This window comes from Rathayibacter oskolensis (genome assembly GCF_900177245.1).
In the GTDB taxonomy this organism is placed as follows: Bacteria; Actinomycetota; Actinomycetes; order Actinomycetales; family Microbacteriaceae; genus Rathayibacter; species Rathayibacter oskolensis.
In genome coordinates, this window is record NZ_FXBM01000001.1 from 1242734 (window position 1) to 1267735 (window position 25002).

Sequence of the window (25002 nt, forward strand, 5' to 3'; positions counted from 1 at the left end):
CGCGACCGACGATGCGTCGTCGGAGGAGAGCACCGCGCCGTCCGTCAGCTCTCGCCGCCCGCGTTGCCGGTGGTGCCGGCGTTGACGTCGAGCAGCCGGTACTTCTCGATCGCCTGGACGGCGAGCGAGGGGTCGACCTCGCCGCGCTTGGCCAGCAGCTGCAGCGTGCGCACCACGACCGACGGTCCGTCGATTTTGAAGAAGCGCCGCGCGGCCGCACGGGTGTCCGAGAAGCCGAAGTCGTCCGCTCCGAGCGTCGCGAAGTCGCCCGGGATGAACTGGCGCAGCTGGTCGGGGACCTGGTGCGAGAAGTCCGAGACGGCGACGAAGGGGCCCTTCGCGTCGGCCAGCTTCTGCGTGACGTACGGGACCTGCGCCGCGTCCTCGGGGTGGAGGAAGTTGTGGTGCTCGGCCTTGATGCCGTCGCGCCGCAGCTCGTTCCACGAGGTCACCGACCAGACGTCGGCCGAGACGCCCCAGTCCTCGGCGAGGAGCTTCTGCGCCTCGATCGCCCACGGCACGGCGACTCCGGAGGCGAGCAGCTGCGCCTTCGGCCCGTCCCACTGACCCCACGAGATCCGGTGGATGCCGCGGACGATGCCGTCCACGTCGACGTCCTCGGGCTCCTTGGGCTGCACGATCGGCTCGTTGTAGACCGCGATGTAGTACATGACGTTCGGGTCGGGGTGCTTCCCGCCGTACATGCGGTCGAGACCGGACTGCACGATGTGCGCGATCTCGTAGCCGTACGCCGGGTCGTAGCTGACCACGGCCGGGTTGGTCGCCGCGAGGATCGGCGAGTGGCCGTCCGCGTGCTGGAGGCCTTCACCGGTCAGCGTCGTGCGCCCGGCCGTGGCGCCGATCATGAAGCCGCGGGTCATCATGTCGCCCGCCGCCCAGATCGCGTCGCCCGTGCGCTGGAACCCGAACATCGAGTAGAAGACGTAGACCGGGATGAGCGGCTCGCCCTGCGTCGAGTACGAGGTGCCGACCGCGGTGAACGCCGCGAGGGCGCCCGCCTCGTTGATGCCGACGTGCAGGATCTGCCCCTGGGGGCTCTCCTTGTACGCGAGCAGCAGCTCGCGGTCGACCGAGGTGTAGTGCTGCCCGCGGGGGTTGTAGATCTTCGCGTTCGGGAAGAACGCATCCATGCCGAAGGTGCGCGCCTCGTCGGGGATGATCGGGACGACGCGGTTGCCGAAGTCCTTCGAGCGGAGGATGTCCTTGAGGATGCGGACGAACGCCATGGTGGTGGCGACCTCCTGCGTCCCGGAGCCCTTCTTGCCGATGGCGTAGGCGGAGTCGTCGGGCAGGTTGAGCTGCGTGTACTTCGTCCGTCGCTCCGGGACGTAGCCGCCCAGCGCACGGCGGCGCTCCTGCAGGTACTCGATCGCCTCGTCGCCCTGACCCGGGTGGTAGTACGGCGGGAGGTAGGGGTTCTCCTCGAGCTGCGCGTCGGTGATCGGGATCCGCATGGTGTCGCGGAAGCCCTTGAGGTTGTCGAGCGTCATCTTCTTCATCTGGTGGGTCGCGTTGCGTCCCTCGAAGCTGCGGCCGAGACCGTAGCCCTTGATGGTGTGCGCCAGGATGACGGTCGGCTGGCCCTTGTGCTCGCTCGCGGCCTTCATGGCGGCGTAGATCTTGCGGTAGTCGTGACCACCTCGGCGCAGGCCCCAGACCTGCTCGTCGGTGTAGTCCTCGACGAGCTTCTTGGCACGCGGGTCGCGGCCGAAGAAGTTCTCGCGGACGTAGGCGCCGTCTTCGGTCTTGTAGGTCTGGAAGTCGCCGTCGGGCGTCTTGTTCATCAGATCCAGCAGCGCGCCCTCGGTGTCGCGCGCGAGGAGGTCGTCCCACTCGCGGCCCCAGATGAGCTTGATGACGTTCCAGCCGGCACCCCGGAAGAACGACTCCAGCTCCTGCACGATCTTGCCGTTGCCGCGGACCGGTCCGTCGAGGCGCTGGAGGTTGCAGTTGACGATGAAGTTCAGGTTGTCGAGGCCGTCGTTCGCCGCGACCTGCAGCTGACCGCGCGACTCGACCTCGTCCATCTCGCCGTCGCCGAGGAACGCCCAGACCTGCTGGTCGGAGGCGTCCTTGATGCCGCGGTTGGTGAGGTACTTGTTCGCCTGCGCCTGGTAGATCGCGTTGATCGGACCGAGGCCCATCGACACGGTCGGGAACTGCCAGAACTCGGGCATGAGGCGCGGGTGCGGGTAGCTCGAGAGCCCGCCGCCCTGGTGCGACTTCTCCTGGCGGAACCCGTCGAGCTGGTGCTCGGTCAGGCGTCCCTCGAGGAAGGCGCGAGCGTAGGGACCGGGGGAGGCGTGGCCCTGGATGAAGATCTGGTCGCCGCCGCCCGGGTGGTCCTGGCCGCGGAAGAAGTGGTTGAAGCCGACCTCGTAGAGCGAGGCGCTCGACGCGTACGTCGAGATGTGGCCGCCGACGCCGATGCCGGGCCGCTGGGCGCGGTGGACCAGGATGGCCGCGTTCCAGCGGATCCAGGCGCGGTAGCGGCGCTCGATGTCCTCGTCTCCGGGGAACTCGGGCTCGTTCTCGGGAGCGATCGTGTTGATGTAGTCCGTGGTGGGGACCATCGGCACACCGAGGTGCAGCTCTTTGGAGCGCTTGAGGAGGCTGAGCATGACGTCACGTCCGCGGCCCGCCCCCCGCTCCTCGACGAGCGCGTCCAGCGACTCGTTCCACTCCGACGTTTCCTCGGGGTCCGAGTCCACGTGACCGACGGAATACGGGTCCTGATCGTTAACAGTCACCCTCGACCTCTCTCTGGGGGCAGATCGTGCCCGAGACATCACTCTCATGAAGCGGTGCGGATCCGCACGTGCAGGGCTCGGATGACGAGCCGCGCGCGGGCACCTGGATCAGCCTAGCGATTCCAGCGATCTGTGACGATCCACGAGCGAACCCTCAGGTCACTGTGGGAATTCACCACTGCCGGCCCGGTTCACTGCTTCCCTTGGTGGATGCCCGGAGCGGGTCTAGCATTGCCCCTCGTGCTCGCTCGATTCTCGTGCGCACGGAAGGACATCGGACCGATGGCTCTCGAGAAGCTCACACTGGCTCCCGACTTCGAACTCGCGAACCAGTACGGCGAGCGCATCCAGCTGGGCGACTTCCACGGGCGGCGCAACGTCGCCCTCGTCTTCTTCCCCCTGGCCTTCTCGGGCACCTGCACCGGTGAGTTCTGCGTCCTGCGCGAGAACCTCGCTCTCTTCGAGCACGCGGAGGTCGAGCTGATCGGCATCTCCGTCGACTCCAAGCACACCCTGCGCGCCTGGGGCGAGAAGCAGGGCTACGACTTCACCCTCCTGTCGGACTTCTGGCCGCACGGCGACGTCGCCAAGCAGTACGGGGTGTTCCTGGAGGGGAAGGGCTACGCCACGCGCGCGACGTTCCTCATCGACAAGGAGGGCGTGATCCGCGAGACGTTCATCACGGCTCCGGGCGAGGCGCGCTCCATCGACGCCTACCGCGCCGCCATCGACGCTCTCGCTCCCGCGCACGCCTGACGCCACCTCGACGAACAGTCGGGACGCCGTTTCGGCAGGAGTCGACCGGCGCGCTCGCAGGGCGTCCCGTGCAGTCAGTTCAGGATGTTGACCGCGCGCGAGATGACCAGCGCGAGCAGGACGAACCCCGTGACGCCCTCGAGCGACATCAGGAGCTTCACCCGGCTCGACAGCGGCATCGTGTCGGTGGGGCTGAACGCCATCGTGTTCGTCGTCGAGACGTAGAGGTAGTCGACGAAGCCCGGGCGCCAGTCGGCGCGCTCGGAGGAGGTGACCGACACCTCCGCGACCGTGTCCCGGTAGGCGTCCTGCGGGAACGCGAAGTCGGCGGGCGGCAGCTGAGCCCGGGGGAGCGTGCCTCGGGCCAGCGGGCCCCCGCGGTCGAGCTCCCAGAAGAGCAGGGCGTAGGCGACCACGTTCGTCACCCAGACCTGCAGCGCCGTGAGCAGGAGCAGCGGACCGTCGGTCGAACCGTCCACGAGCGCGATGATCACCGAGACGACGTTCACCTGGTTGGCGGCGGCGAGGACGACCGCGAGTGCGATCGACACTCCGCGCGACCACCGGGTCTCGGAGTCGAGCCGGTGCGGGTTGACGATGAACAGCGGCACCAGGAGGGCCAGCGTGAGGCCCGCGGCGACGAGCCGCACGACCGAGGTGTCGTCGGTGTGCCCGACCACGTTGAGGGCGACGGCGACGATGATGGCCGCCGATGCCGGCCAGCGGGATTCGGCTCGGCGCCTGGCGCGGGTGCCCTCGTCGCTGCTGTCGGCCATGTGCCGAGAGTAGCGCCGCCGGCGTGCGGCCCCTGCCCCCGCACGGGTCCTCCCGCTCCGAGCAGGGCGCGGTTCGCGGCGGGTCGGAGGGGAACGGCCGTGTCGTAGGATCGAGGCGATCGTTCGTGGCTCGGCCGCGGCGGGGGCCTTTAGCTCAGTTGGTAGAGCGCCACGTTTACACCGTGGATGTCATCGGTTCGAGCCCGGTAGGGCCCACCCGGTTCCCGAGGCGCGGGGCCCCGCCTAGACGCTCGTCGCTCTGCCGCAGTTCACGCGCCGGACGGTGTCGCGTCAGCGCGACTGACGGCGCTTGTAGGGCTTCGGCTGGCCCTTGACGATCGGGGCGCGGCCGGTGCCCTTCGAGGCCTTGGCCTTGCCTCCGGTCTTCGCAGGTGCCGCCTCCTCGTCGCCGAGGGCGGCGAGCTCCTCGCGTGCCGAGGCGAGGCGCTGACGGCCCGCCGCGGTGAGGGTCGTCGCGGCTGCTCCCGGCTCGAACAGCACGCGTCCGTCGTCGAGCTCGACGGCTTCGACGGAGGAGTCGAGCTTCTGCCGCGAGATGCCGAGCTTCTCGGCGGCGCGCACGAAGTGGAGCTCCTCGGCGACCACCACGAAGTGGCGCAGCTGACTGATCTTCATCCGGAATCCTCCACCGGCCGCGCTCTGCGGCGCCTCCACCGTACGCGGTCGCGGCGCCCGCCCCGCAGAGGGGGAGGCCGTCCATTCCCGACTCCTCGTTCGGGGGACCTTGTAGGAGAGCGCTCTCAGTCCTACTCTCGCGGCGTGGGCGGAACCCGAAGCCGGCCGCAGAGGAGGCCCACATGGGCGCGCTCGTCTACAGCGCTCTCGCGTCGCTCGACGGCTACACGGTCGACGAGTCGGGCGGTTTCGCCTGGGCGGAGCCCCGCCCGGCGGTGCACCGCTTCATCAACGAGAGCGAGGCGTCGGTCGCGACCTTCCTCTACGGGCGGCGCATGTACGAGACCATGAGCGGCTGGGACACGGAGTACGACCTCGCGAAGGAGTTCGCCTTCATCCGCGATTTCCAGAGCCACTGGCAGGCGGCGGACAAGATCGTCTACTCGAGAACGCTCCCCTCCGTGCGCACACGACGGACGCGGCTCGAGCGCGAGTTCGACCCGATCGCCGTCGCGGCGCTGGTGCGCGAGAGCGAGCAGGACGTCTCGATCGGAGGACCTGGCCTCGCGGCGCTGGCGCTCGATGCGGGGATCGTCGACGAGATCCGCTGGTTCGTCCTGCCGGTGACGGTCGGAGGAGGGACGACGTTCCTCCCGAGGGGGCTCCGACTGGAGCTCGACCTGCGCGAGGAGCGCCGCTTCGCCGACGGGACCGTCTACCTCCGCTACGCCGTCAGGCGCTGACCGGGAGCGACGGCACCCACCAGCTCGGCGATCAGGGGAGCGATCCGCGCGCCCTGCGCCCGGCCCGCCTCGGCGGATGCCCGGCGGACCGAGGGGTCGAGCGAGTTCGGTCCGAAGGCCGCGACGGACGCCCCGTCGGCGTAGACGACCTCGACCCGGGAGTCGCCGAGGGCGTTGAGCTCGGCGTTCGGGATGGTCCCGACCCCGGGGGCACCGACGCCGGAGAGAGGCGTGACGACGAGGACCCAGTCGGCACCCGCGGCGAGATCGGCGTTGCTGCCGGAGCGGACGCCTCCGTCCATGTAGCGGACGCCGCCGATGGTGACCGGCGGCCAGACTCCGGGGACCGCGCAGCTCGCCGAGATCGCGTCGACGAGCTCGACGCCGCTCGTGCGGTCGAACACCGCGAGCGCGCCGGTGGCCGTGTCGACCGCGGTGATCAGGAGGCGGCGCTCGGGCCAGTCGGCCTCCGCTACGCGGGCGGCGATGACGGCCCGCCGGGTGTCCTCGGTCAGGGTCTCGGTCTCGAGTGCCAGGGTGCCGATCCGTCTGCGCGCGTCCTCGGGCGACGTCGCGCCCTCGACGGCCGCGGCGAACAGGGCCTGCAGCTTCTCGGAGTCGACGTCGGCGCCGATCTCGGCCGACTCCTCGCGCAGCTGGGCGGCGTAGGACTCGTCCAGGCCCACCGCGGTGCTCAGCTGAGCGGCGACCGCCGAGCCCGCCGAGGTGCCGACGAACGTGGTCGCGGGGTCGAGAAGGAGCCGTGCCGCCTCCGGTGACGCGTCGGAGATGCCGCGGACGATGCCGAGCTCCCAGGCGATTCCGGCGAGGCCGCCACCGGCGAGGACGAGGGCTCCGGGCATGGACGTTCCTTTCGATAGGTACGGGCGCTTTCGATCAGTGCAGGTGTCTGGGGCGGTCGCGGTCAGCGCCGCCGCAGCACCAACGCTGTCACATCGTCCTGGGCCCCCGCGCTGAGCGCGAGTGCGGCGAGGTGCTCGAACAGCGCCTCGTCGTCGAGGTGGCGGACGAGCTCGGCGAGGCGGTCGAGAGCCGCGAGCGTGCCGTCGTAGAGATCGAGGACCCCGTCGCTGCAGGAGAACAGCGTGTCGCCCCGCTGGAGGATCCGGGAGTGCTCCTCCCACTGGACGTCGTCGGCGATCCCGATCGGCAGACCCGCCGTGGTGAGCCGCTCGACGGAGCCGTCGGCCCGCAGCAGCATCGTCAGTCCGTGACCCGCGTCGACGAAGGAGAGCCGGCCGTCGACCGTGTCGAGCCCGGCGATGAACGCGGTCGCGAACGTCGCTGTCGCGGTGAGGTCCTGCAGCAGTTGCCTGTTCACCGCGGACACGGCCTCGGCCGGAGCCGCGTCGGGCCGCGCTTGGAAGGCCGAGCGGATCGCCGAGGCGATGATGGCCGCTCCCGTCCCCTTGCCCATCACGTCGACCACCTCGAGCGCGAGGCGGTCTCCGCTGAACCGCCACGACGCGTAGTCGCCGGCGACGTCCTGCGCGGGCAGGGTCGACCCGGCGACGCTCCAGTCGTCCAGGACGAGTGCCGCCGGCTTCAACCGCCGCTGCAGCTCCGCGGCCCGGCTCGACGACGCGATCTCGCGCAGCTCCCTCTCGGCCCACCGTCCGAGCTCCTCGAGGACGCGGCCCTCCTCCTCCGTGAAGTCGCGCGGGACCTGGTCGTAGACGCAGATCGTGCCCACCCGCACGCCGTCGCCGACCGTGAGCGGTCGACCGGCGTAGAAGCGGAGGTGCGGGTCGCCGGTCACGGATCCGCGATCGGCGAAGCGGGCGTCGGCGGAGGCGTCCTCGATCACCAGGAGGTCGGGCTGCTGGACCGTGACGTCGCAGATCGAGTCGGCCCGGGGGATCCGGCTCGTCAGCGGCGGCCGCTGCGGCGACTTCGTGTACTGCGTCGACTCCTCGATGATGTTGATCTCGGCCGACGGGACGCGCAGGAGCTGGCGGGCGACCCGGGTGATGCGGTCGAAGCGCTCCTGCGGTCCCGACCCGGAGAAGTCGAGGGAGGCGACGGCCGCGAGGCGGACCCGCTCGCGCTCGTCCGTCACGACCGGCGCCGTTCGCGCACGATCGACCAGATGTTCTGACCGTCGACCCGGTTGTACTCGAAGCGGGTCACCAGCGCCTGGATGAAGGGGATGCCGCGCCCCGCCTCCGCCCACTCGTCCGGCATGTCGCGCGGTGCGGTCACGTCGAGATCGGGCGCCGACGCGGAGTCGTTGAGCACCGCCCGCAGCTCCCGGTCGTCGACGCTGATCTCGACGAGGCAGATGACGTGCCGGGTCGAGCGCGCGTGCTGGACCACGTTCGAGGTCAGCTCGGAGAGCGCGGTCTCGAACGCCATCCGATCCCAGGAGCCCACGCCGGGCGACTCCGCCCAGATCTCGCCGAGGGCCTCGTGCACCGCGGTCAGCCCGTCGTCCGGGGGCGTGCGGATGACGAACGAGCGCTCAGACACGGTAGGCGTCCTCGACGTTCTCGGCCGTGCCGAGGAGACGGTCGAGGTTCGAGAGCTCGAGCACCATGGCCGGCTGCTCGGCGGGCGCGGCGACCCGCAGGTCACCGCCGGCGCGACGGGCCTCCTTGAGGCACGCCACCAGCACGCCGAGACCCGACGAGTCGAGGAACTCGATCCCGGCGAGGTCGATGACGATGCGCAGGTCTCCGTCGGTGACGGCCCGCAGCACCACGGCCTCGAACTCGGGCGCGGTCGACAGATCCAGTCGCCCCACCGGTCGGACGACGACGATGTCGGGCTCGATCTTCTCGGTGCTGAGCTCCATGAGTCCTCCTGACGGGCGGGTCGGGTCCGGGTCCGTCAGACGACGACGGTACAAGGGATCCGGGGGCGCCGCTCGTCGGATCTGCCCCGGATCGGCCCCGCCGGGGGCACGCAGGGAGACGATCCCTCAGACCTGATGCCGCGTCGAGACGATGTTCTGGTGTGCGAGCCGGCGCAGCGCTGCGAGGACCGGCTCGTAGAGAGTCGTGCCGAGGACGGCGTACTGCACCGCCGCAGCCGGATCATCGGCCGGCAGGTCGGCGAGTTCCGCTTCAGCGATGGCCTGGATCGACGGACCGTAGGAGCGGGCCCTCTCCTCGACCGCGGCCAAGCCCGCCTCCTCCGCCGCCTCGAGCGCACGATCGAGCTGCGCGACCGCGGGCATCCGGGGACGGAAGACCGGCCCCAGCATCGCCGTCGCCCGGAACGCACGGGGGTACTCCTCGGCGAGGTCCTCCTCGGCCACGATCACGTCGTCCCGGTCGTCGGCAGTGGCCCCGATCGCCTCCGCCAGCAGCTCGGTGAGAGCGCCGTCGGGGTGGTCGAGGACCTGCAGGATCCTCTTGGTCCGCGCGAGGGGGAGGCCGGCGACCGTCGTCAGGGCCTTGATGACGAGGAGCCGCTCGAGGTGAGCGTCCCCGTACTCGGCTCGTCGCGCATGGACGGCCTCGCCCGGCGACAGCATCCCCTCGCGCAGGTAGAACTTGACACTCGCCAGCGTGACGCCCGATCGGCTCACCAGCTCTGAGATCTGCATCCGGGCTCCTCCGATGGATAGCGCACTATCGTACGCCCGACCCCGCCGGACGCGGGTCAGGCGCGAGCGGCCGCCAGGGCGTCGGCCGCCAGACGGACCGAGGTCGCGCGGTCGCGGAGCCAGAGCGGTACGGAGTGCACCCGGAGGCCGGTCGACTCGAGTGCGGGGACCGAGGCCGCGTCCTCCTCGCCGACCAGCCAGGCGTCGAGCAGGCCGCCCGCGGTGCGGGATCCGTAGTGGCGGCCGACCGCCTCGGCCGAGGTCTCGACTCCGATGGCCGGGAGGCAGGCGTCGGCCATTCCGCGGACGACCGCACCGCCGATGATCGGCGAGACGCCGACGACCGGGGCCGCCGTGCGGCGGACCGCTTCGGCGATGCCGGGGATCCCCAGGATCGTGCCGATCGAGACGACCGGGTTCGACGGGGCGACGAGGACGGCGTCGGTGTCGGCGATCGCCTCGAGGACGCCGGGGGCGGGGCGCGACCGCTCGACGTTCGTCTGGACGAAGCGGCGGGCGGGGGAGGAGGCGCGCAGCCGCACCCACCACTCCTCGAAGTGCAGCTCGCGGATCCCCTCGCCGGGGAGGTCGACCTCGACGTGGGTCTCGACGTCGTCGTCGGACATCGGCAGGAGGCGGACGCCGAGCGGCCAGCGGGCGGTGATGCGCGCGGTCGCCTCCGACAGCGTCAGGCCGTCGCGGAGCATCGAGGTGCGGGCGATGTGCGTGCCGAGATCGAGATCGCCCAGGGTGAACCACGGCCAGCCGACGCCGAACGCCGCGAGCTCGGCCGAGACCCGCTCCGTCTCGCCCGCGCGGCCCCAGCCCCGCTCGGTGTCGTTCACGCCCCCGAGGGCGTAGGTGAGGGAGTCGAGGTCCGGGCAGACCTTGAGGCCCGCGAGCCACATGTCGTCGCCGGTGTTCGCGACGACCGTGATCTCGGAGGTCTCGCCTCCCGCCGCCTCGAGATCGCGGAGGTGCTCCCGCACGGCCGAGGTGAAACGGGCGCCGCCGACGCCGCCGGCCAGGATCGTGATGCGCATCCGGTCACGGTACCGCGAGCAGTGCCCCGCGACGGATTCCTTGTTCTCGATGCCTTAATGCTGCGGATCTCCGCCGGAAACACCCGGGAAACGTCGGAGGACGACGATGGACCCCTGTCCACGGAGTCGGACGGGGACCGCGATTGCCTTCGGGCCGACCGCGGACCACAGTGGGACCACGGCCCCTCGGCTCCGCATCCGCACATGACAGCACCGCGGAGACCCGCGCCGGGTCGCCCAAGGCATGGAGGTACCGATGACCATCGTCCGAGCGGCAATCACGCAGACCACGTGGACCGGCGACAAGGAGTCGATGCTCGACAAGCACGAGCAGTTCGCCCGCGACGCGGCGGCGCAGGGGGCGCAGATCATCTGCTTCCAGGAGCTGTTCTACGGCCCGTACTTCGGGATCACCGAGGACAAGAAGTACTACCGCTACGCCGAGCCCGCCGACGGACCGATCGTGCAGCGCTTCGCGGCTCTCGCGAAAGAGCTCAACCTCGTCACCATCCTCCCGATCTACGAGGAGGACATCACGGGCGTGTACTACAACACGGCCGTGGTGGTCGACGCCGACGGCACGATCCTCGGCAAGTACCGCAAGCACCACATTCCGCACCTCGACCGCTTCTGGGAGAAGTTCTACTTCCGGCCCGGCAACCTCGGCTACCCGGTCTTCGACACCGCCGTCGGCAAGGTCGGCGTCTACATCTGCTACGACCGGCACTTCCCGGAGGGCTGGCGCGAGCTGGGCCTGAACGGTGCGCACCTGGTCTTCAACCCCAACGCGACCAAGCCCGGTCTCTCGAACCGCCTGTGGGAGGTGGAGGGGCCGTGCGCCGCCGTGGCCAACGGCTACTTCGTGCTGCAGCCCAACCGCGTGGGGCGCGAGGACAACGAGTACGGCGAGCTCGCCGTCGACTTCTACGGGACGAGCCAGGTCATCGACCCGCGCGGGAACTTCGTCGGCGAGAAGGGGTCGGGGGAGAGCGAGGAGATCGTGATCCGCGACCTCGATCTCGACATGGTGCAGCAGATGCGCGACGACTGGCAGTTCTACCGCGACCGCCGTCCCGAGTCGTACACCAGCATCCCCCAGCCCTGACGACGAGCCGCGAGAACCGAGGAGCATCGATGAAGACCCTCATCACGAACGGCACGGTCGTCAACGCGACCGGCACCGCCACCGCCGACGTCCTGATCGACGGCGAGACGATCGCCGCGGTGCTCGCGCCCGGCTCGACCCTGCTGGGGTTCGACCTGGCCGCGAACGTCGACCGCGTGATCGACGCGACCGGCAAGTACGTCATCCCCGGCGGGATCGACGCGCACACGCACATGGAGATGCCGTTCGGCGGCACGAACGCCTCCGACACCTTCGAGACCGGCACGCGGGCCGCGGCCTGGGGAGGCACCACCTCCATCGTCGACTTCGCCGTGCAGTACCCGGGCGAGAGCGTCGTCGAGCGCTACGGCGCGTGGCAGGAGAAGGCCGCCGGCAACTGCGCCATCGACTACGGGTTCCACCAGATCCTGTCGGACGTGCAGGACTCGTCGCTCGTCGCGATGGACGAGCTGATCGCGGAGGGAGTGACCAGCTTCAAGCTGTTCATGGCCTACAAGGGCGTGTTCCTCTCGGACGACGGCCAGATCCTGCGGGCGTTCCAGAAGGGCGCCGAGAACGGCGCGATGATGATGATGCACGCCGAGAACGGCGCGATCATCGACGAGCTGGTCAAGCAGTCGGTCGCCGCCGGCAGGACCTCGCCCTACTTCCACGGGCTCACCCGGCCGTGGCAGGCCGAGGAGGAGGCGACCCACCGGGCGATCATGATCGCCGATCTCACGGGCGCTCCGCTCTACGTGGTGCACGTCTCGGCGAAGCAGGCGGTCGAGCAGATCGCGGCGGCGCGCGACCGCGGGATGAACGTGTTCGGCGAGACCTGCCCGCAGTACCTCTACCTCTCGCTCGAGGAGCAGCTCGGCGCGTCCAGCGAGGAGTGGGGCGACTTCGAGGGCGCCAAGTGGGTCTGCTCCACTCCGCTGCGCTCGAAGGCGGAGGGGCACCAGCACCACATGTGGCAGTCGCTGCGCACCAACGACATCCAGATGGTCTCCACCGACCACTGCCCCTTCTGCATGAAGGGCCAGAAGGACATGGGCCTCGGCGACTTCTCGAAGATCCCGAACGGGATCGGCTCCGTCGAGCACCGCATGGATCTGATGTACCAGGGCGTCGTCTCGGGGCAGATCACGCTGCCGAGGTGGGTGGAGCTCACGTCGACGACTCCTGCGCGGATGTTCGGGATGTACGGGAAGAAGGGCGTGATCCAGCCGGGCGCCGACGGGGACGTCGTGGTCTACGACCCGAACGGCCACACCTCGATCGGCATCGGCGAGGGGCGCACGCACCACATGAACATGGACTACTCGGCCTGGGAGGGCTACGAGATCGACGGGCACGTCGACACGGTGATCTCGCGCGGCAAGGTCGTCGTCGACGGCGGCGACTACATCGGCGCCAAGGGCGACGGCAAGTACATCAAGCGGGGCCTCTCTCAGTATTTGATCTAGGCGATCCGCAAGCCCCCTGCAGCAAAGGAACCCCCATGGACTTCGGAGTCGTCCTCCAGACCAACCCGCCCGCGTCGCGCACCGTCGCCCTCGCCGTCCTGGCCGAGACCTACGGCTTCGACTACGCGTGGACCTTCGACTCGCACCTGCTCTGGCAGGAGCCGTACGTCATCTACTCGCAGATCCTCGAGAAGACCCACCGGATCACCGTGGGCCCCATGGTGACCAACCCGGCCACCCGCGACTGGACGGTGATCGCCTCCCTGCACGCGACGCTGAACGAGATGTACGGCAATCGCACGGTCTGCGGGATCGGGCGGGGCGACTCCGCGGTTCGGGTGACGGGCGGCGCCCCCACGACGCTGAAGACGCTGCGGGAGTCGATCCACGTCATCCGCGAGCTCGCGAACAGCCGCTCTGTCGAGTACAACGGCTCGACCCTGCAGTTCCCGTGGAGCCGCGGCTCGTCCCTCGAGATGTGGGTCGCGGCCTACGGGCCGCTCGCCCTGAAGCTCGCCGGCGAGGTCGGCGACGGCTTCATCCTCCAGCTCGCCGACCTCGACATCGCGCGCTGGATGATCAGCACGGTCAAGGAGGCGGCCGCGAACGTCGGCCGCGACCCGGAGTCGCTGCAGTTCTGCGTCGCGGCGCCGATGTACATCGGGACCGACCGCGAGCACATGCGCGACCAGTGCCGCTGGTTCGGCGGGATGGTCGGCAACCACGTCGCCGACATCGTCGGCCGCTACGGGACCTCGGGGGCCGTGCCGCAGGCCCTGACCGACTACATCGCGGGGCGCGAGGGATACGACTACAACGAGCACGGGCGGGCCGGCAACACGCACACCGCCTTCGTGCCCGACGAGATCGTCGAGCGCTTCTGCGTGCTCGGGACCGCCGACGAGCACATCGAGAAGCTGAAGGCGCTCGCCGAGATCGGTGTCACGCAGTTCGCCGGCTACCTCCAGCACGACAACAAGGAGGAGACGCTGCGGGTGTACGGCGAGGCCGTGATCCCGGCGCTCGCCGACCACATCGTGGCGAAGGCATGATCTCGCGGACCGCGACGCGCAGCGTCCTCCTCGGCGCGGCCGGTCTGCTCCTGCTCGCTCTGATCTGGGAGGCGTACAAGGCGCTGGGTCCCGAGGCCGGTGTGGTCGTCGGCGGCGTCACCGTGCTCCCGCGCACCAGCGCCATCGCCATGCCGCACCTCTGGGAGATCGCCGGTCGGCTCGTCGAGCCGGTGACCGGCGCTCGCGGAGCTCCCGCGCTGTGGCTCGCGGTGCTGCAGGCGAGCGCGTTCTCGCTGGGCGTCGCGGCCGTCGGCTGGGTCGTCGGAGTCGCCGTGGGGCTGCTGCTCGCGCTGCTGATGCAGCGCTTCCGGACCGCGGAGTCGGCCGTGCTGCCGTGGATCGTGCTCAGCCAGACGGTCCCGCTCATCGCGATCGCCCCGCTCGTGCGCCGCTGGGGCTCGCAGCTCGAACTCGGCGCGTTCACCTGGGAGAACTGGATGTCGGTGGCGCTGATCGCCTCCTACCTCGCCTTCTTCCCCGTCTCGATCGGCGCGCTCCGCGGTCTCGGCTCTCCGACGACGAACCAGGTCGAGCTGATGCGCGTCTACGGCGTCGGCTGGTGGAAGACCCTCGTGCGCCTCCGGCTGCCGGCGAGCGTGCCCTACCTGATCCCGGCGCTGCGCCTCGGCGCGGTCAGCGCGGTCGTCGGGACGGTCGTCGCCGAGGTCTCGATCGGCCTGCGCGGCGGGATCGGCCGCATGATCATCGAGTTCGCCTCCGCCGCCGGCGGCGATCCCGCCAAGCCCTGGGCCCCGATCCTCGGGGCGGTGCTGGTGGGTCTCGCGGCCGCCGGAGCCGTCGCGCTGATCGGCACCGCCCTCCGTCCGTTCCGTCGAGGGGAGCAGCCCGCATGAGCACGGCAGCCCGTACGAGCACCGCAGAACCGGCGGTCGTCGTCGACGCCGTCACGAAGACCTTCGCCACGAAGAAGGCGGCGAGCGTCACCGCGCTGCAGGACGTCTCCCTGCAGATCGCTCCCGGCGAGTTCGTGTCGCTGATCGGACCCTCCGGGTGCGGCAAGTCGACCCTGCTGCGCCTCATCGCCGATCTCGACGAGCCGAGCTCGGGCGCGATCACCGTCTTCGGCAAGACAGCCAGGCGGGCGCGCCTCGACCAGGAGTACGGCATCGCCTTCCAGCAGGCCGGTCTGCTGCCGTGGCGCACGATCCGGGCGAACATCGCCCTGCCGCTCGAGCTGCACGGTGTCGCCCCCGCGGCCCGGCGGACCCGGGTGGACGAGCTCCTGGCGCTGGTCGGCCTCGGCGACTTCGCCGACTCGTACCCCGATCAGCTCTCCGGAGGCATGCAGCAGCGCGTCGCCATCGCCCGCGCTCTCGCCGAGAGCCCTCGCCTGCTGCTGATGGACGAGCCCTTCGGCGCCCTCGACGAGATGACGCGCGAGCGGATGCAGACGGAGCTCCTGCGCATTCGGCGCGAGACCGGCGCCGCCGTGGTGTTCGTCACCCATTCGATCCCGGAGGCGGTGTTCCTCTCGGACCGCGTCGTCGTGATGTCGCCGCGGCCGGGTCGCATCCGGGACGTCCTGGACATCGCGCTCCCCGACTCCTCCGAGCGCGATGCCGGAGTCCGTGAGGACACGGCGTTCTTCCGCGACGTCGGAGCCGTGCGCGAGCTGCTGCACGGCGACGCGGCCGCTGTGCCGCGCGGAGTGGAGAACCGGTGAGCACGCAGGCGCTCGCCCGGACGGTCCTCGCCCCGCTCCTGCTGGGGATCGCGGCGGTCCTGCTCTGGCAGCTGGGGGTGACGGCGCTCGACGTGAAGCCGTTCGTCCTCCCGTCGCCGGTCGCGATCGGGACGGAGTTCGGCGGCAACCTCGGCTCCGTGGTGGCCGGGAGCATCGTGACCGGGCGGAACGCACTCGTCGGACTGATCGCCGGTGCGGTGGTCGCGGTGCTCGTCGCCGGGCTCTCGGCGCTGGTGCGCGTCTTCGACGGGCTCGTCGCTCCGATCGTCGCCGCAGCGGCCGTCGTGCCCATCGTCGCTCTGGCGCCGGTGCTGTACACGATGTTCGGCGCGAGCGTCGAGACGGCCCGGCAGCTCGTGGCCGCACTGGCGGTCTTCGTGCCCGTGTACATCAACACCCTGCGAGGTCTGCGCCAGGCGGCTCCCGTCCACCGCGACCTGATGCGCGCCTACGCTGCATCGCCCTGGCAGACGACGCGGATGATCACGCTGCCTGGCGCGGTGCCGTTCTTCTTCACGGGACTGCGCATCGCCTCCTCGCTCGCCGTCATCTCGGCGCTCGTCGCCGAGTACTTCGGCGGACCGGTCGGCGGCCTCGGCAAGTCGATCACGACCGCGGCCTCGGGGAGCGACTACGCCCTGGCCTACGCCTACGTGCTCGGCTCCGTGATCGTCGGGCTCCTGTTCTACTGCGTCACCGCCGGCCTCGAGGCCGTCGCGCTCCGCCGCAGTCGCGCGCGCTGATCCCTCCGCGCCGCTCCTCGACTTCTCCAGCCGCACCACCCGGGTCTCCCGGCCGCACCGCCCGATCGACAGCACCGCCCGTTCCACAGCACCGCCCGAACCGGGCACATCCCTGCACCACACCGCACCAGGAGGAACAGTGAACAGACGCACGCGCATCGCGATGACGACCACGGCGGGATTCGCCGCCGTCGGACTCGCGCTCACCGGATGCAGCGCATCCGGCGGCGACTCCGAGGGCTCCGGCTCGTCGGGAGACCTCGCCCCCGTGACCCTGCAGCTGCAGTGGGTCGCCCAGGCCCAGTTCGCCGGCTACTACGCCGCCGTCGACCAGGGCTACTACGAGGACGAGGGCCTCGATGTGACGATCGCAGAGGGAGGCGGCGACATCGTCCCGCAGGACGTTCTCGCCTCCGGAGACGCCGACTACGCGATCTCGTGGGTGCCCAAGGTGCTCGGGTCGATCGAGCAGGGCGCGAACATCACCGACGTCGCGCAGATCTTCGAGCGCAGCGCGACCACGCAGATCTCGTTCAAGGACAAGGACATCACCTCGCCGGCGGATCTGTCGGGCAAGAAGGTCGGCAGCTGGGGCTACGGCAACGAGTGGGAGCTCTTCGCCGGCATGCAGAAGGACGGAGTCGACCTCGACGACATCTCGCTCGTCACGCAGCTCTTCGACATGAACGGCTTCCTCGCCGGTGACATCGACGCCGCGCAGGCGATGACCTACAACGAGTACGCGCAGGTGCTCGAGACGGTGAACCCGGACACCGGCGAGCTGTACCAGCCGGACGACCTCAACGTCATCAACTGGAACGACGTCGGCACCGCGATGCTCCAGGACGCGATCTGGGCCGACGCCGACAAGCTCGAGAGCGACGAGGCCTACGCCGACCAGACCGTGGCCTTCATCAAGGCGTCCATCAAGGGCTGGATCTATGCGAAGGACAACCCGGAGGAGGCGGCCGACATCGTCACCGCCGCCGGCTCCACGCTCGGCACCAGCCACCAGCTCTGGATGACCAACGAGGTCAACAAGCTGATCTGGCCCTCGACGAACGGCGTCGGCATGATCGACGAGGCCGCATGGCAGCAGACGGTCGACATCGCCAAGGAGACGACCAACGAGACCGGCGCGACCATCATCAGCGAGGACCCGCCCGCGACCGCCTACTCGAACGACTACGTCGAGCAGGCGCTCTCGGAGCTCGCCGACGAGGGCGTGGACACCAGCGGCGCCGACTACGAGCCGATCGAGGTGACCCTGCAGGAGGGCGGCGCCTGACGCGCCTCCGGGCGGCGGCCGGTAACCGACCTCGAGAAGCCGCGGTGGGCTGTCACGTCCACCGCGGCTTCCGGTCGTCCCGGGGCGGTGTCGTGCGGTTGGCAGGAGGTGGTGCGGTCTGCAGGTGCTGGTGCGGTCGGCAGGTGTCGACCCGGCATCCGTGCCGCCCGAGCGGATGGAGAGGCTTTCCTCCTCTGACCTCCTGCGGATCGCACGAGCTCCTGCAGATCGCACCGGCGCCTGCGGATCGCGCACCGCCCCGTCTCGGCTCAGTCCGGGGGAGTAGGCTGGATCCTCGTGACTACTTTCAAGAAGACGCCGTTCACTGTGAACGTGCGCGACCTCCTCGGCCGCCCGGGGGAGATGCGCGAGCACCGTCTCGACCTCGACGCGCCGGAGCAGTTCGGCGAGGGGATCGTCGCTCTGCGCAAGGGAGCGGCACTCGATCTCGACGTCCGCCTCGAGTCGGTGCACGAGGGCATCCTCGCCTCGGTCGAGGTGTCGGCCGAGGCTGTCGGCGAGTGCAGCCGGTGCCTCATCGACATCTCCCTGCCTGTCGAAGTCGAGTTCCAGGAACTTTTCGCGTACTCTTCTGACGAAGCTTTCGACTATGAGGTTCACGACGACCACGTGGATCTTGAACCTCTGGTCAGGGATGCGGTGGTTTTGTCGCTGCCGTTCCAGCCGGTGTGCCGGCCGGATTGTCCGGGCCTCGACCCCGTCACGGGGGAGCGGCTGGCCGAATCCTCTGCGCCCGAGCCCGAGGCGCCGCGCGACTCCCGGTGGGCCGCGCTCGCCGGGCTGGGTGACGCGGGGACCGGTGGGGCCACAGCGCCCGGAGCTTCCGCAGACAGCGGAGCAGGCACGAACGCCCGCACCGAAACCGACCAAGACTGACTAGGTAGAGAAGAGAGAATCATGGCTGTTCCCAAGAGGAAGAAGTCCCGCGCGAACACCCACATGCGCCGCTCGCAGTGGAAGGCCACGGCTCCCGCCCTGGTCAAGACCATCGAGCCCAACGGCAAGGTCGTCTACAGCCTCCCCCACCGCGCCAAGGTCGTCGAGGACGCCGCGGGCACCGCGCTGTTCCTCGAGTACAAGGGCCGCAAGGTCGCCGACGTCTGATCCCGTTGCCGTGCCGTCCGTTCCGGCGGCGTCTCGACGCCCCGTGACGGATGCCGTGCGATCCATGGTGAAGCAGACCTCCGCACCACCCTCCAGCGACGACCGGTCGCGTCTGGAGGCCACGCTCGGCGTGAGCCTCGACAGCGAGCTCTTCGAGCTCGCCCTGACGCACCGGTCGTTCGCTTTCGAGAACGGCGGACTCCCGCACAACGAGCGCCTCGAGTTCCTCGGCGACTCGATCCTCGGGCAGGCCGTCACCGTGATGCTCTACACCGAGTACCCCTCGCTCAGCGAGGGCGACCTCGCGAAGAGGCGGGCGAGCCTGGTCTCGACCGTGGCCCTCGCCGAGATCGCCCGCGGGATCGGGCTCGGCGAGCACCTCCGCCTCGGGCGCGGTGAGGAGCTCACGGGCGGGCGCGACAAAGCGTCGATCCTCGCCGACACCGTCGAGGCCATCATCGGTGCCGTCTACCTCGGCACCGGGCCGGACGCGGCGCGCGACCTCGTGCTGCGCCTGATCGCCCCCCTCCGCGCCGACCCGCTGCGCTTCGGCGTCTCGATGGACCCCAAGACGAGCCTGCAGGAGGCGGCGGCCGAGCGCGGTGCGGCGGCTCCGCGCTACGAGATCGCGGCGACGGGGCCCGACCACAACAAGGTCTTCGTGGCGACGGTGATCGTCGGCGGACTCGTCACCGCCCGAGGCGAGGGCACCAGCAAGAAGGCCGCCGAGATGGCCGCCGCTCTGGACGCCTGGACGCGGCTCGCCGCCACCGCGCCCGGCGACGCGGTCAACGGCTCCACCGCCGGCGCCGCGTCGGACGCCGCCTCCGCGACGGACGCCGCCGCCTCCGGGGACTGACGGTGCCGGAGCTCCCCGAGGTCGAGGTGGTCCGCGCCGGCCTCGCTCCCGCGGTCACCGGTGCGCTCGTCACCGGAGTCGAGATCGTCGACGAGCGCTCGCTGAAGCGCCACGTGCACGCGCACCCGTTCGAGCGGCTGCTGGTCGGGCGACGGCTGCAGGGTGCGGTGCGGCGCGGCAAGTTCCTCTGGCTGCCCGCGGGGCGGGAGGAGGCGCTGCTCGTGCACCTCGGGATGAGCGGGCAGGTGCTGCTGCGGACGGCCGACGCGCCGCTCGCGCGGCTGACGCGCATCCGGATCGCGATCGAGAACCCCGACCACGGGGAGCTGGCCCTGCACTTCGTCGACCAGCGGATCTTCGGCTCGATGGCCGTCGACGCCCTGGTGCCCACGAGCGACGGAGCACCCGGCGGATTCGCGGGCGACGACGCCGACGGCGGCGACTGGCTGCGGTCGGTCCCCTCGCAGGTCGCGCACATCGCCCGCGATCCGCTCGATCCCTCCTTCGATCTCTCCGGCATCGTCTCGGCGCTCTCGCGACGCTCGAGCGGCATCAAGCGCGCTCTGCTCGACCAGACCCTGGTCAGCGGGATCGGCAACATCTACGCCGACGAGTCGCTGTGGGCGGCCGAGCTGCATCCGGAGCGGCCGAGCTCGTCGCTCGGTGAGGCGAGGATCCGCCGGCTCTTCGCCGAGGTGCGCTCGGTGCTCGAGCGCGCGCTGGCCGAGGGCGGGACGAGCTTCGATGCGCAGTACGTGAACGTCAACGGCGCGTCGGGCTACTTCTCGCACAGCCTGAACGCCTACGGGCAGACCGGCAAGCCGTGCCCGCGCTGCGGGGAGCCGGTCGTGCGGGTGCCGTTCATGAACCGCTCGTCGCACCTCTGCCCGCACTGCCAGCAGCTGCCGCGCTGAGTGGTCGGCCGCGGGGGAACCCGTTGCCGCCGAGACACCGCCTCCTGCGCGGTGTCTCGGCGCGAACGGGTTCCCTCGGCACTACGGAGTGGCAGTCACCGTCTCTGCGACGGGGGCGTGCTTCGCGTGTGCCACGAGGTGGCCGAACAGGGACGCGATCAGGGTGATCACGGCGGCGATCGCGAGACCGAGCCAGAGCCCGACGTTCAGGGCCAGAGCGCCGACCCCCGCACCGGCGCCGATCAGCACGACGGCGGCCAGGCGGCGGAACCAGGGCTGGCCCTTGCCGCCGCCGAGCCAGGAGTCGGCCGCGAGACCGGTGATGGTCGAGGTGACGACGACGGTCGTGACGTCCTTCACCGCGATGTGCCGCGCCGTCGCTGCCTGGAGTCCCATGGCGAGGCCGAGGACGCCGGTGACCGTGAGGGCGAGCGGCTCCGGATGCTCGGGGACGACGGCGAGCACGACCGCGAGGACGGCCATCACGAGGCCGACGACGGTGAAGAGCCAGGTCGAGCGGGTCGTCCATCCCGCCTTCACCGGGCGCAGCACGCGACCGCCGATCGCGGCACCCAGCATGAAGCCCAGCAGCGCGATGATCGGGCCGACCACGGGCAGGTCGTCCGCACCGGCGAGGGCCATGCCGAGGATGACGACGTTGCCGGTCATGTTGCCCGTGAACACCCGGTCGAGCCCGAGGTAGCCGACGGCATCGATGATGCCCGTCGAGAAGGTCAGGGCGAGCATGAGCCCGAGGTGGACGTTGTCGGGGCGCGTGCGCAGGCGTCGGAACACGGGAGTCCTGTCGTCGGAGGGGAGGGGGCTCGCGGGATGCCGGTGGTGACCGGGGTGTGCGCCGCCGATCCTGCCATGGATGCGCCACGGCGCCGAAACACGGCGCCGGTAGCCTCGAAGCGATCGCGGGGCGCTCCCGCGCGGGAAGGCGGTCCGCGGATGCGGCAGGCGGAGTGGGCGATCCAGCCCGGAGAAGCGGTTCCGGAGGGCGTCGAGTACCTGGCGGCGACCCCGCAGTCGGTGCTGTGGGGGCGGCTCCCGTGCGGGGCCGATCGGCCGGCGCTGACGATCGACTCCGGTGCCGAGGTGGTCATCGACACCCTCAGCCACGAGGGCGTGCTGGAGGATCAGGGTCGGGATCCGCTCGCGTTCTTCGGCGGTCACGGCGTCGCTCCGGAGGCGGTGCTGCGCGACGCGATCGAGCTCGCCTCCTCCGGGCCCTTCCGCGATCCCGCGGTCGACGGGCCGCACGTCGTCACGGGTCCGATCGCGGTCAGGGGAGCGCATCCCGGGGACCTGCTGCGGATGACACTGCTGGAGGCCGAGCCTCGCGTGCCCTACGGAGTCATCTCGAACCGGCACGGCCGTGGCGCGCTCCCGGGCGAGTACCCACTCCACGAGGGCACGTTCAGCGCGTTCGCGAGCGTCGAGGAGGGTGCCGACGGCGTCCAACGCGGCGTCCTGCCCCTGGTCGCCGGCGGCGGGCGCTCGGCGCGGTTCGAGCTGCACCCGTTCCTCGGGATCATGGGGGTCGCGGTCGCGGGCGACGTCCGGCCGCACTCCGTGCCCCCGGGCGCGCACGGCGGCAACATCGACATCTCGCTCCTCACCGAGGGGACGAGCCTCTACCTGCCCGTCCAGGTCGAGGGCGCGCTCGCCTACGTCGGCGACCCCCACTTCGCGCAGGGAGACGGGGAGGTGGCGCTGACGGCGATGGAGGCGAGCCTGCGCGTGCGGGTGCGCTTCGAGGTCGTGCCGCAGGCGGAGGCGCTCGAGGCGTTCGGCGCTCTCGTCGGGCCGCTCGGTGAGACGACCGAGTTCCTCGTCCCGACGGGGATGGATGAGGACCTCGACGTAGCGGTGCAGAACTGCGTGCGAGCGGCGATCGCGCTGCTGCAGGCGCGCTTCGGGATGGACGCGAGCCTCGCCTACGCCTACCTCAGCGCCGCGACCGACTTCAACATCTCGCAGGTCGTCGATCTGGTGAAAGGCGTGCACGCCCGCGTCCGGATCGGCGACTTCGATGACTGATCCGCGCGTGAGCTCGCTCGAGGGGGAGCTGCCCGACGGGCTCGTCGACGCGGTCGAGGCCTACGAGGCGGCGCTCGCGGCCGACGACGTGGCGGCCCTCGCGGAGGCGTTCGTCCGCGAGCCGACGACGCTGCGGGGCGACGCCTCCGGGCTCCTCGTCGGGCACGAGGCGATCACCGGCTTCCGCGGGAGGCGCGGAGGGACGCCTCCGCGGGCGATCGCCGAGCTGCACGTTCGGGTGATCGATGAGCTCACGGCGCTGGTCGTGACGGTCAACCTGCCTGCGCGGGGCGGGCGAGGGCTCGTCACGCAGCTCTGGTCGCGCGACCGCGGAGTGTGGCGCGTGCGCGCTGCGCAGGTGCAGGCTCCCGCGCCCGCGCTCGACCCGCGGGTCTGGCGTGCGGTCGGTGCGCCGCTGGTGCCGGCCACCGCCTCCGGGGTGCTCGACGGGCTCGACGTCGCGGTCAAGGACCTCTTCGCCCTCGAGGGGCAGCGGATCGGAGCCGGACTGCCCGTCCGCCTCGCCGAGGCTCCGATCGAGACCGCGACCGCCCCCGCCGTCGGGATGCTGCTCGACGCCGGCGCATCGGTACGCGGCATCGCGCAGACCGACGAGTTCGCCTACAGCATCGCCGGGCGCAACTCCGGCTACGGCACCCCTCCCAACCCCGCCGTTCCGGGAGCGATCCCCGGCGGGTCCTCGAGCGGTCCCGCCACCGCGGTGTCGCTCGGGCAGGCCGCCGTGGGTCTTGCGACCGACACCGCGGGGTCCATCCGCGTGCCCGCCTCCTACCAGGGGCTGTGGGGCCTCCGGACGACGCACGGCGCCGTGCCGGTGGTGGGGCTGCTGCCGCTCGCGCCGAGCTTCGACACGGTCGGCTGGCTGACCCGGGACCCGCAGACCCTGCTGCGGGTGGCGGAGGTCGGGCTGACCGGTGCTCCCCGAGTGAGCGTCGACCCTCGGTTCGTCGTCGCGGAGGCACTGCTCGCGCAGGTCGAGCCGGCCGTGCGCACCGCGTTCGCGACCGCGGTCGACGAACTCGTCGCCTCCGGTGCCCTCGCCGCCCCGGAGCGCATCGAGCTCCCGCCGGTGACCGAGATGTTCGAGGCGTTCCGACTCGTGCAGGCGGCGGAGGCGTGGGACTCGGACGGCGAGTGGGTCACGGCGCACCCCGGGGTGCTCGCGCCGGACGTGCAGGCGCGCTTCGACGCCGCATCGCGGGTCGACGCGGCGACCGAGCGGGCGGCGCGGGAGCGGGTCGCCGCGTACCGCTCCCGCCTCGACGCCGTGCTGGACGGCCGGGTGCTGCTGGTCCCCTCCGCCTCGTCGGTCGCCCCGGCCCTCGATGCCTCTCCGGAGGAGATCGATGCGGCACGGACCGCGACGCTCGGCATCACCTGCCTCGCGGGGATCGGCGGCTATCCCGCGCTGTCGGTGCCGCGGCTCGCGGTCGGCGGCCGCCCGGTGGGTCTGTGCCTCGTCGGACCCCGCGGATCGGATCTCGCGCTGGTCGACCTCGCCGCCGCTCTGCCCGCTCCGTCGACCGGAACGGGGACGAGGTCGTGACCGTCGACGTCGTCTTCCTCCACGGAGCAGGGGACGGTGCTCACGACGAGGACGCGGCGCTCGTCGAGAGCCTGGTGGCGCACCTCGGTGACGGCTTCCGCGTGGCCTACCCGCGCCTGCCGGAGGACGACGCGGCGGACGAGCGCTGGCTCGACGCGATCGGCGCGTCTCTCGCGGGCTCCGAGGGCCCGCTCGCGGTGGTCGGCCACTCCGCCGGCGGGTACCTCTTGCTCAAGCACCTGGCGACGGCGCGGGTCGACCGGAGGATCCTCGCGATCGGCATCCTCGCAGCGCCCTTCCCGGGCGGGGACGACGACTGGACCTTCGACGGCTTCGATCTGCCCGACGATCTGGGCGACCGACTGCCGAGCGGCGCGCGCGTGCTCCTCTACGCCGCCGAGGACGACGAGGTCGTCCCGTTCGCGCATCGCGACCTCTACGCCGCGGCGATCCCGCAGGCGCTGACGCGCACGCTGACAGGCGGGCACCGGTTCGGCGGCGACCTCGGAGGCGTTGCGGAGGACCTGCGCGCCCTCGTCTCGCTGTCCGCTCCGGAGGAGTGAGCACTTCCCGGGAGGAGTGACGTCCTGCGGGAGGCGGGGTCCTCGGAGCCACCCTCGGACGATGGTGGGTCTCGATGCGCCCCGTCGAGGCTGCTCGACCAGCAGGCGGACGCGTGCCCGCTGATCGGGTACCTCGCACAGCGGGCTCATCGAGATCCGCCCCGGTCGCGCGTCGATCCCGAAACACCGGAGAAACGTCTGTTGCGTAGGATGACTCACTGAAACAGGGATTTCTCCTGCCGTCCGTCT

General features: G+C 70.9%; 26 protein-coding genes and 1 tRNA gene. 17 read left to right on the forward strand and 10 right to left on the reverse strand.

The window, feature by feature from the left end:
- Positions 1-44: 44 nt before the first annotated feature.
- On the reverse strand, positions 45-2771 hold the full coding sequence (gene aceE, locus B9Y99_RS06020) for a pyruvate dehydrogenase (acetyl-transferring), homodimeric type (RefSeq protein WP_085475623.1): 2727 nt from the start codon (positions 2769-2771) through the stop codon (positions 45-47).
- Positions 2772-3053: 282 nt separating this feature from the next.
- On the opposite strand from aceE, the gene B9Y99_RS06025 reads away from it, so the two are divergent.
- Entirely contained in the window at positions 3054-3527 is a 474-nt protein-coding gene (locus B9Y99_RS06025) for a peroxiredoxin (RefSeq protein WP_085475624.1), read from the forward strand.
- A 74-nt stretch (positions 3528-3601) separates the two neighbouring features.
- Here B9Y99_RS06025 and B9Y99_RS06030 read toward each other — a convergent pair whose 3' ends face one another.
- Positions 3602-4303, reverse strand: coding sequence for a hypothetical protein (locus B9Y99_RS06030; RefSeq protein ID WP_085475625.1), 702 nt, complete (start codon positions 4301-4303; stop codon positions 3602-3604).
- A 143-nt stretch (positions 4304-4446) separates the two neighbouring features.
- Between B9Y99_RS06030 and B9Y99_RS06035 the strand changes: the two genes are divergently transcribed.
- Positions 4447-4519, forward strand: a tRNA-Val gene (locus tag B9Y99_RS06035).
- A 75-nt stretch (positions 4520-4594) separates the two neighbouring features.
- On the opposite strand, the gene B9Y99_RS06040 is transcribed toward B9Y99_RS06035, so the two are convergent.
- Positions 4595-4939, reverse strand: coding sequence for a LysR family transcriptional regulator (locus tag B9Y99_RS06040; RefSeq protein WP_085475626.1), 345 nt, complete (start codon positions 4937-4939; stop codon positions 4595-4597).
- A gap of 182 nt (positions 4940-5121) precedes the next feature.
- Here B9Y99_RS06040 and B9Y99_RS06045 point away from each other — a divergent pair, with 182 nt between their 5' ends.
- On the forward strand, positions 5122-5682 hold the full coding sequence (locus B9Y99_RS06045; protein ID WP_085475627.1) for a dihydrofolate reductase family protein: 561 nt from the start codon (positions 5122-5124) through the stop codon (positions 5680-5682).
- Here B9Y99_RS06045 and B9Y99_RS06050 read toward each other — a convergent pair.
- The 6 genes from B9Y99_RS06050 to cofD all read right to left on the reverse strand — a co-directional run bounded on the left by B9Y99_RS06050 (position 5664) and on the right by cofD (position 10296).
- Positions 5664-6545, reverse strand: a complete 882-nt coding sequence (locus B9Y99_RS06050) for a patatin-like phospholipase family protein (RefSeq protein ID WP_085475628.1) — start codon at positions 6543-6545, stop codon at positions 5664-5666. The two genes, B9Y99_RS06045 and B9Y99_RS06050, sit on opposite strands and share 19 nt — an antisense overlap.
- A gap of 62 nt (positions 6546-6607) precedes the next feature.
- The gene (locus tag B9Y99_RS06055; protein ID WP_165759546.1) at positions 6608-7762 is read right to left on the reverse strand and encodes a PP2C family protein-serine/threonine phosphatase; all 1155 of its coding nucleotides are present in this window, start codon (positions 7760-7762) and stop codon (positions 6608-6610) included.
- Positions 7759-8172: an ATP-binding protein gene (locus tag B9Y99_RS06060; protein WP_165759547.1), complete on the reverse strand. Its 414-nt coding sequence runs from the start codon at positions 8170-8172 to the stop codon at positions 7759-7761. The genes B9Y99_RS06055 and B9Y99_RS06060 overlap by 4 nt, the downstream gene beginning before the upstream one ends.
- Positions 8165-8497 carry an STAS domain-containing protein gene (locus B9Y99_RS06065; RefSeq protein WP_085475631.1) on the reverse strand — a complete coding sequence of 111 codons (333 nt, stop codon included), beginning with the start codon at positions 8495-8497 and terminating at the stop codon, positions 8165-8167. The genes B9Y99_RS06060 and B9Y99_RS06065 overlap by 8 nt, the downstream gene beginning before the upstream one ends.
- Positions 8498-8623: 126 nt before the next feature.
- The gene (locus tag B9Y99_RS06070) at positions 8624-9253 is read right to left on the reverse strand and encodes a MerR family transcriptional regulator (protein ID WP_085475632.1); all 630 of its coding nucleotides are present in this window, start codon (positions 9251-9253) and stop codon (positions 8624-8626) included.
- A gap of 56 nt (positions 9254-9309) precedes the next feature.
- Positions 9310-10296: a 2-phospho-L-lactate transferase gene (gene cofD, locus B9Y99_RS06075; protein WP_085475633.1), complete on the reverse strand. Its 987-nt coding sequence runs from the start codon at positions 10294-10296 to the stop codon at positions 9310-9312.
- A 256-nt stretch (positions 10297-10552) separates the two neighbouring features.
- Between cofD and B9Y99_RS06080 the strand changes: the two genes are divergently transcribed.
- The 11 genes from B9Y99_RS06080 (at position 10553) to mutM (ending at position 20577) form a co-directional block, all read left to right on the forward strand.
- Positions 10553-11401 (forward strand): nitrilase-related carbon-nitrogen hydrolase, encoded by an 849-nt coding sequence (locus B9Y99_RS06080; RefSeq protein ID WP_085475634.1) that lies wholly within the window; start codon positions 10553-10555, stop codon positions 11399-11401.
- Between the two features lie 29 nt (positions 11402-11430).
- Positions 11431-12870 (forward strand): dihydropyrimidinase, encoded by a 1440-nt coding sequence (gene hydA / locus B9Y99_RS06085; RefSeq protein WP_085475635.1) that lies wholly within the window; start codon positions 11431-11433, stop codon positions 12868-12870.
- A 35-nt stretch (positions 12871-12905) separates the two neighbouring features.
- Positions 12906-13922 carry a TIGR03842 family LLM class F420-dependent oxidoreductase gene (locus B9Y99_RS06090; protein ID WP_085475636.1) on the forward strand — a complete coding sequence of 339 codons (1017 nt, stop codon included), beginning with the start codon at positions 12906-12908 and terminating at the stop codon, positions 13920-13922.
- Positions 13919-14797: an ABC transporter permease gene (locus tag B9Y99_RS06095; RefSeq protein ID WP_085475637.1), complete on the forward strand. Its 879-nt coding sequence runs from the start codon at positions 13919-13921 to the stop codon at positions 14795-14797. The genes B9Y99_RS06090 and B9Y99_RS06095 overlap by 4 nt, the downstream gene beginning before the upstream one ends.
- Positions 14794-15627, forward strand: a complete 834-nt coding sequence (locus tag B9Y99_RS06100) for an ABC transporter ATP-binding protein (RefSeq protein ID WP_085475638.1) — start codon at positions 14794-14796, stop codon at positions 15625-15627. Before B9Y99_RS06095 ends, B9Y99_RS06100 begins: the two co-directional genes overlap by 4 nt.
- Entirely contained in the window at positions 15624-16391 is a 768-nt protein-coding gene (locus B9Y99_RS06105) for an ABC transporter permease (protein WP_085475639.1), read from the forward strand. Before B9Y99_RS06100 ends, B9Y99_RS06105 begins: the two co-directional genes overlap by 4 nt.
- 139 nt (positions 16392-16530) lie before the next feature.
- The gene (locus B9Y99_RS06110; RefSeq protein ID WP_425298473.1) at positions 16531-17679 is read left to right on the forward strand and encodes an ABC transporter substrate-binding protein; all 1149 of its coding nucleotides are present in this window, start codon (positions 16531-16533) and stop codon (positions 17677-17679) included.
- A 297-nt stretch (positions 17680-17976) separates the two neighbouring features.
- The gene (locus B9Y99_RS06115; RefSeq protein ID WP_425298474.1) at positions 17977-18576 is read left to right on the forward strand and encodes a YceD family protein; all 600 of its coding nucleotides are present in this window, start codon (positions 17977-17979) and stop codon (positions 18574-18576) included.
- A 21-nt stretch (positions 18577-18597) separates the two neighbouring features.
- Positions 18598-18804, forward strand: coding sequence for a 50S ribosomal protein L32 (rpmF, locus tag B9Y99_RS06120; protein ID WP_056044186.1), 207 nt, complete (start codon positions 18598-18600; stop codon positions 18802-18804).
- Between the two features lie 64 nt (positions 18805-18868).
- Positions 18869-19663: a ribonuclease III gene (gene rnc / locus B9Y99_RS06125; protein ID WP_085475640.1), complete on the forward strand. Its 795-nt coding sequence runs from the start codon at positions 18869-18871 to the stop codon at positions 19661-19663.
- 2 nt (positions 19664-19665) lie between these two features.
- The gene (gene mutM / locus B9Y99_RS06130; protein ID WP_085475641.1) at positions 19666-20577 is read left to right on the forward strand and encodes a bifunctional DNA-formamidopyrimidine glycosylase/DNA-(apurinic or apyrimidinic site) lyase; all 912 of its coding nucleotides are present in this window, start codon (positions 19666-19668) and stop codon (positions 20575-20577) included.
- Positions 20578-20658: 81 nt separating this feature from the next.
- On the opposite strand, the gene B9Y99_RS06135 is transcribed toward mutM, so the two are convergent.
- Positions 20659-21372, reverse strand: coding sequence for a YoaK family protein (locus B9Y99_RS06135; protein ID WP_244274781.1), 714 nt, complete (start codon positions 21370-21372; stop codon positions 20659-20661).
- 159 nt (positions 21373-21531) lie between these two features.
- On the opposite strand from B9Y99_RS06135, the gene B9Y99_RS06140 reads away from it, so the two are divergent.
- From B9Y99_RS06140 to B9Y99_RS06150, 3 genes are read left to right on the forward strand one after another with little or no spacing between them, the layout of a single operon-like run.
- Positions 21532-22623, forward strand: coding sequence for an acetamidase/formamidase family protein (locus B9Y99_RS06140; protein WP_085475642.1), 1092 nt, complete (start codon positions 21532-21534; stop codon positions 22621-22623).
- Positions 22616-24190: an AtzH-like domain-containing protein gene (locus B9Y99_RS06145; protein ID WP_085475643.1), complete on the forward strand. Its 1575-nt coding sequence runs from the start codon at positions 22616-22618 to the stop codon at positions 24188-24190. Before B9Y99_RS06140 ends, B9Y99_RS06145 begins: the two co-directional genes overlap by 8 nt.
- Positions 24187-24753: an alpha/beta fold hydrolase gene (locus B9Y99_RS06150; RefSeq protein WP_165759548.1), complete on the forward strand. Its 567-nt coding sequence runs from the start codon at positions 24187-24189 to the stop codon at positions 24751-24753. Before B9Y99_RS06145 ends, B9Y99_RS06150 begins: the two co-directional genes overlap by 4 nt.
- Positions 24754-25002: the final 249 nt, after the last annotated feature.

Excerpts from the sequence above, each read along its gene's own strand:
- B9Y99_RS06025 (WP_085475624.1), top strand. The coding sequence starts at position 3,054 with ATGGCTCTCGAGAAGCTCACACTGGCTCCCGACTTCGAACTCGCGAAC.
- B9Y99_RS06030 (WP_085475625.1), bottom strand. The coding sequence starts at position 4,303 with ATGGCCGACAGCAGCGACGAGGGCACCCGCGCCAGGCGCCGAGCCGAA.
- B9Y99_RS06040 (WP_085475626.1), bottom strand. The coding sequence starts at position 4,939 with ATGAAGATCAGTCAGCTGCGCCACTTCGTGGTGGTCGCCGAGGAGCTC.
- B9Y99_RS06045 (WP_085475627.1), top strand. The coding sequence starts at position 5,122 with ATGGGCGCGCTCGTCTACAGCGCTCTCGCGTCGCTCGACGGCTACACG.
- B9Y99_RS06050 (WP_085475628.1), bottom strand. The coding sequence starts at position 6,545 with ATGCCCGGAGCCCTCGTCCTCGCCGGTGGCGGCCTCGCCGGAATCGCC.
- B9Y99_RS06065 (WP_085475631.1), bottom strand. The coding sequence starts at position 8,497 with ATGGAGCTCAGCACCGAGAAGATCGAGCCCGACATCGTCGTCGTCCGA.
- B9Y99_RS06070 (WP_085475632.1), bottom strand. The coding sequence starts at position 9,253 with ATGCAGATCTCAGAGCTGGTGAGCCGATCGGGCGTCACGCTGGCGAGT.
- cofD (WP_085475633.1), bottom strand. The coding sequence starts at position 10,296 with ATGCGCATCACGATCCTGGCCGGCGGCGTCGGCGGCGCCCGTTTCACC.
- B9Y99_RS06080 (WP_085475634.1), top strand. The coding sequence starts at position 10,553 with ATGACCATCGTCCGAGCGGCAATCACGCAGACCACGTGGACCGGCGAC.
- hydA (WP_085475635.1), top strand. The coding sequence starts at position 11,431 with ATGAAGACCCTCATCACGAACGGCACGGTCGTCAACGCGACCGGCACC.
- B9Y99_RS06090 (WP_085475636.1), top strand. The coding sequence starts at position 12,906 with ATGGACTTCGGAGTCGTCCTCCAGACCAACCCGCCCGCGTCGCGCACC.
- B9Y99_RS06095 (WP_085475637.1), top strand. The coding sequence starts at position 13,919 with ATGATCTCGCGGACCGCGACGCGCAGCGTCCTCCTCGGCGCGGCCGGT.
- B9Y99_RS06100 (WP_085475638.1), top strand. The coding sequence starts at position 14,794 with ATGAGCACGGCAGCCCGTACGAGCACCGCAGAACCGGCGGTCGTCGTC.
- rpmF (WP_056044186.1), top strand. The coding sequence starts at position 18,598 with ATGGCTGTTCCCAAGAGGAAGAAGTCCCGCGCGAACACCCACATGCGC.
- rnc (WP_085475640.1), top strand. The coding sequence starts at position 18,869 with ATGGTGAAGCAGACCTCCGCACCACCCTCCAGCGACGACCGGTCGCGT.
- B9Y99_RS06140 (WP_085475642.1), top strand. The coding sequence starts at position 21,532 with ATGCGGCAGGCGGAGTGGGCGATCCAGCCCGGAGAAGCGGTTCCGGAG.
- B9Y99_RS06145 (WP_085475643.1), top strand. The coding sequence starts at position 22,616 with ATGACTGATCCGCGCGTGAGCTCGCTCGAGGGGGAGCTGCCCGACGGG.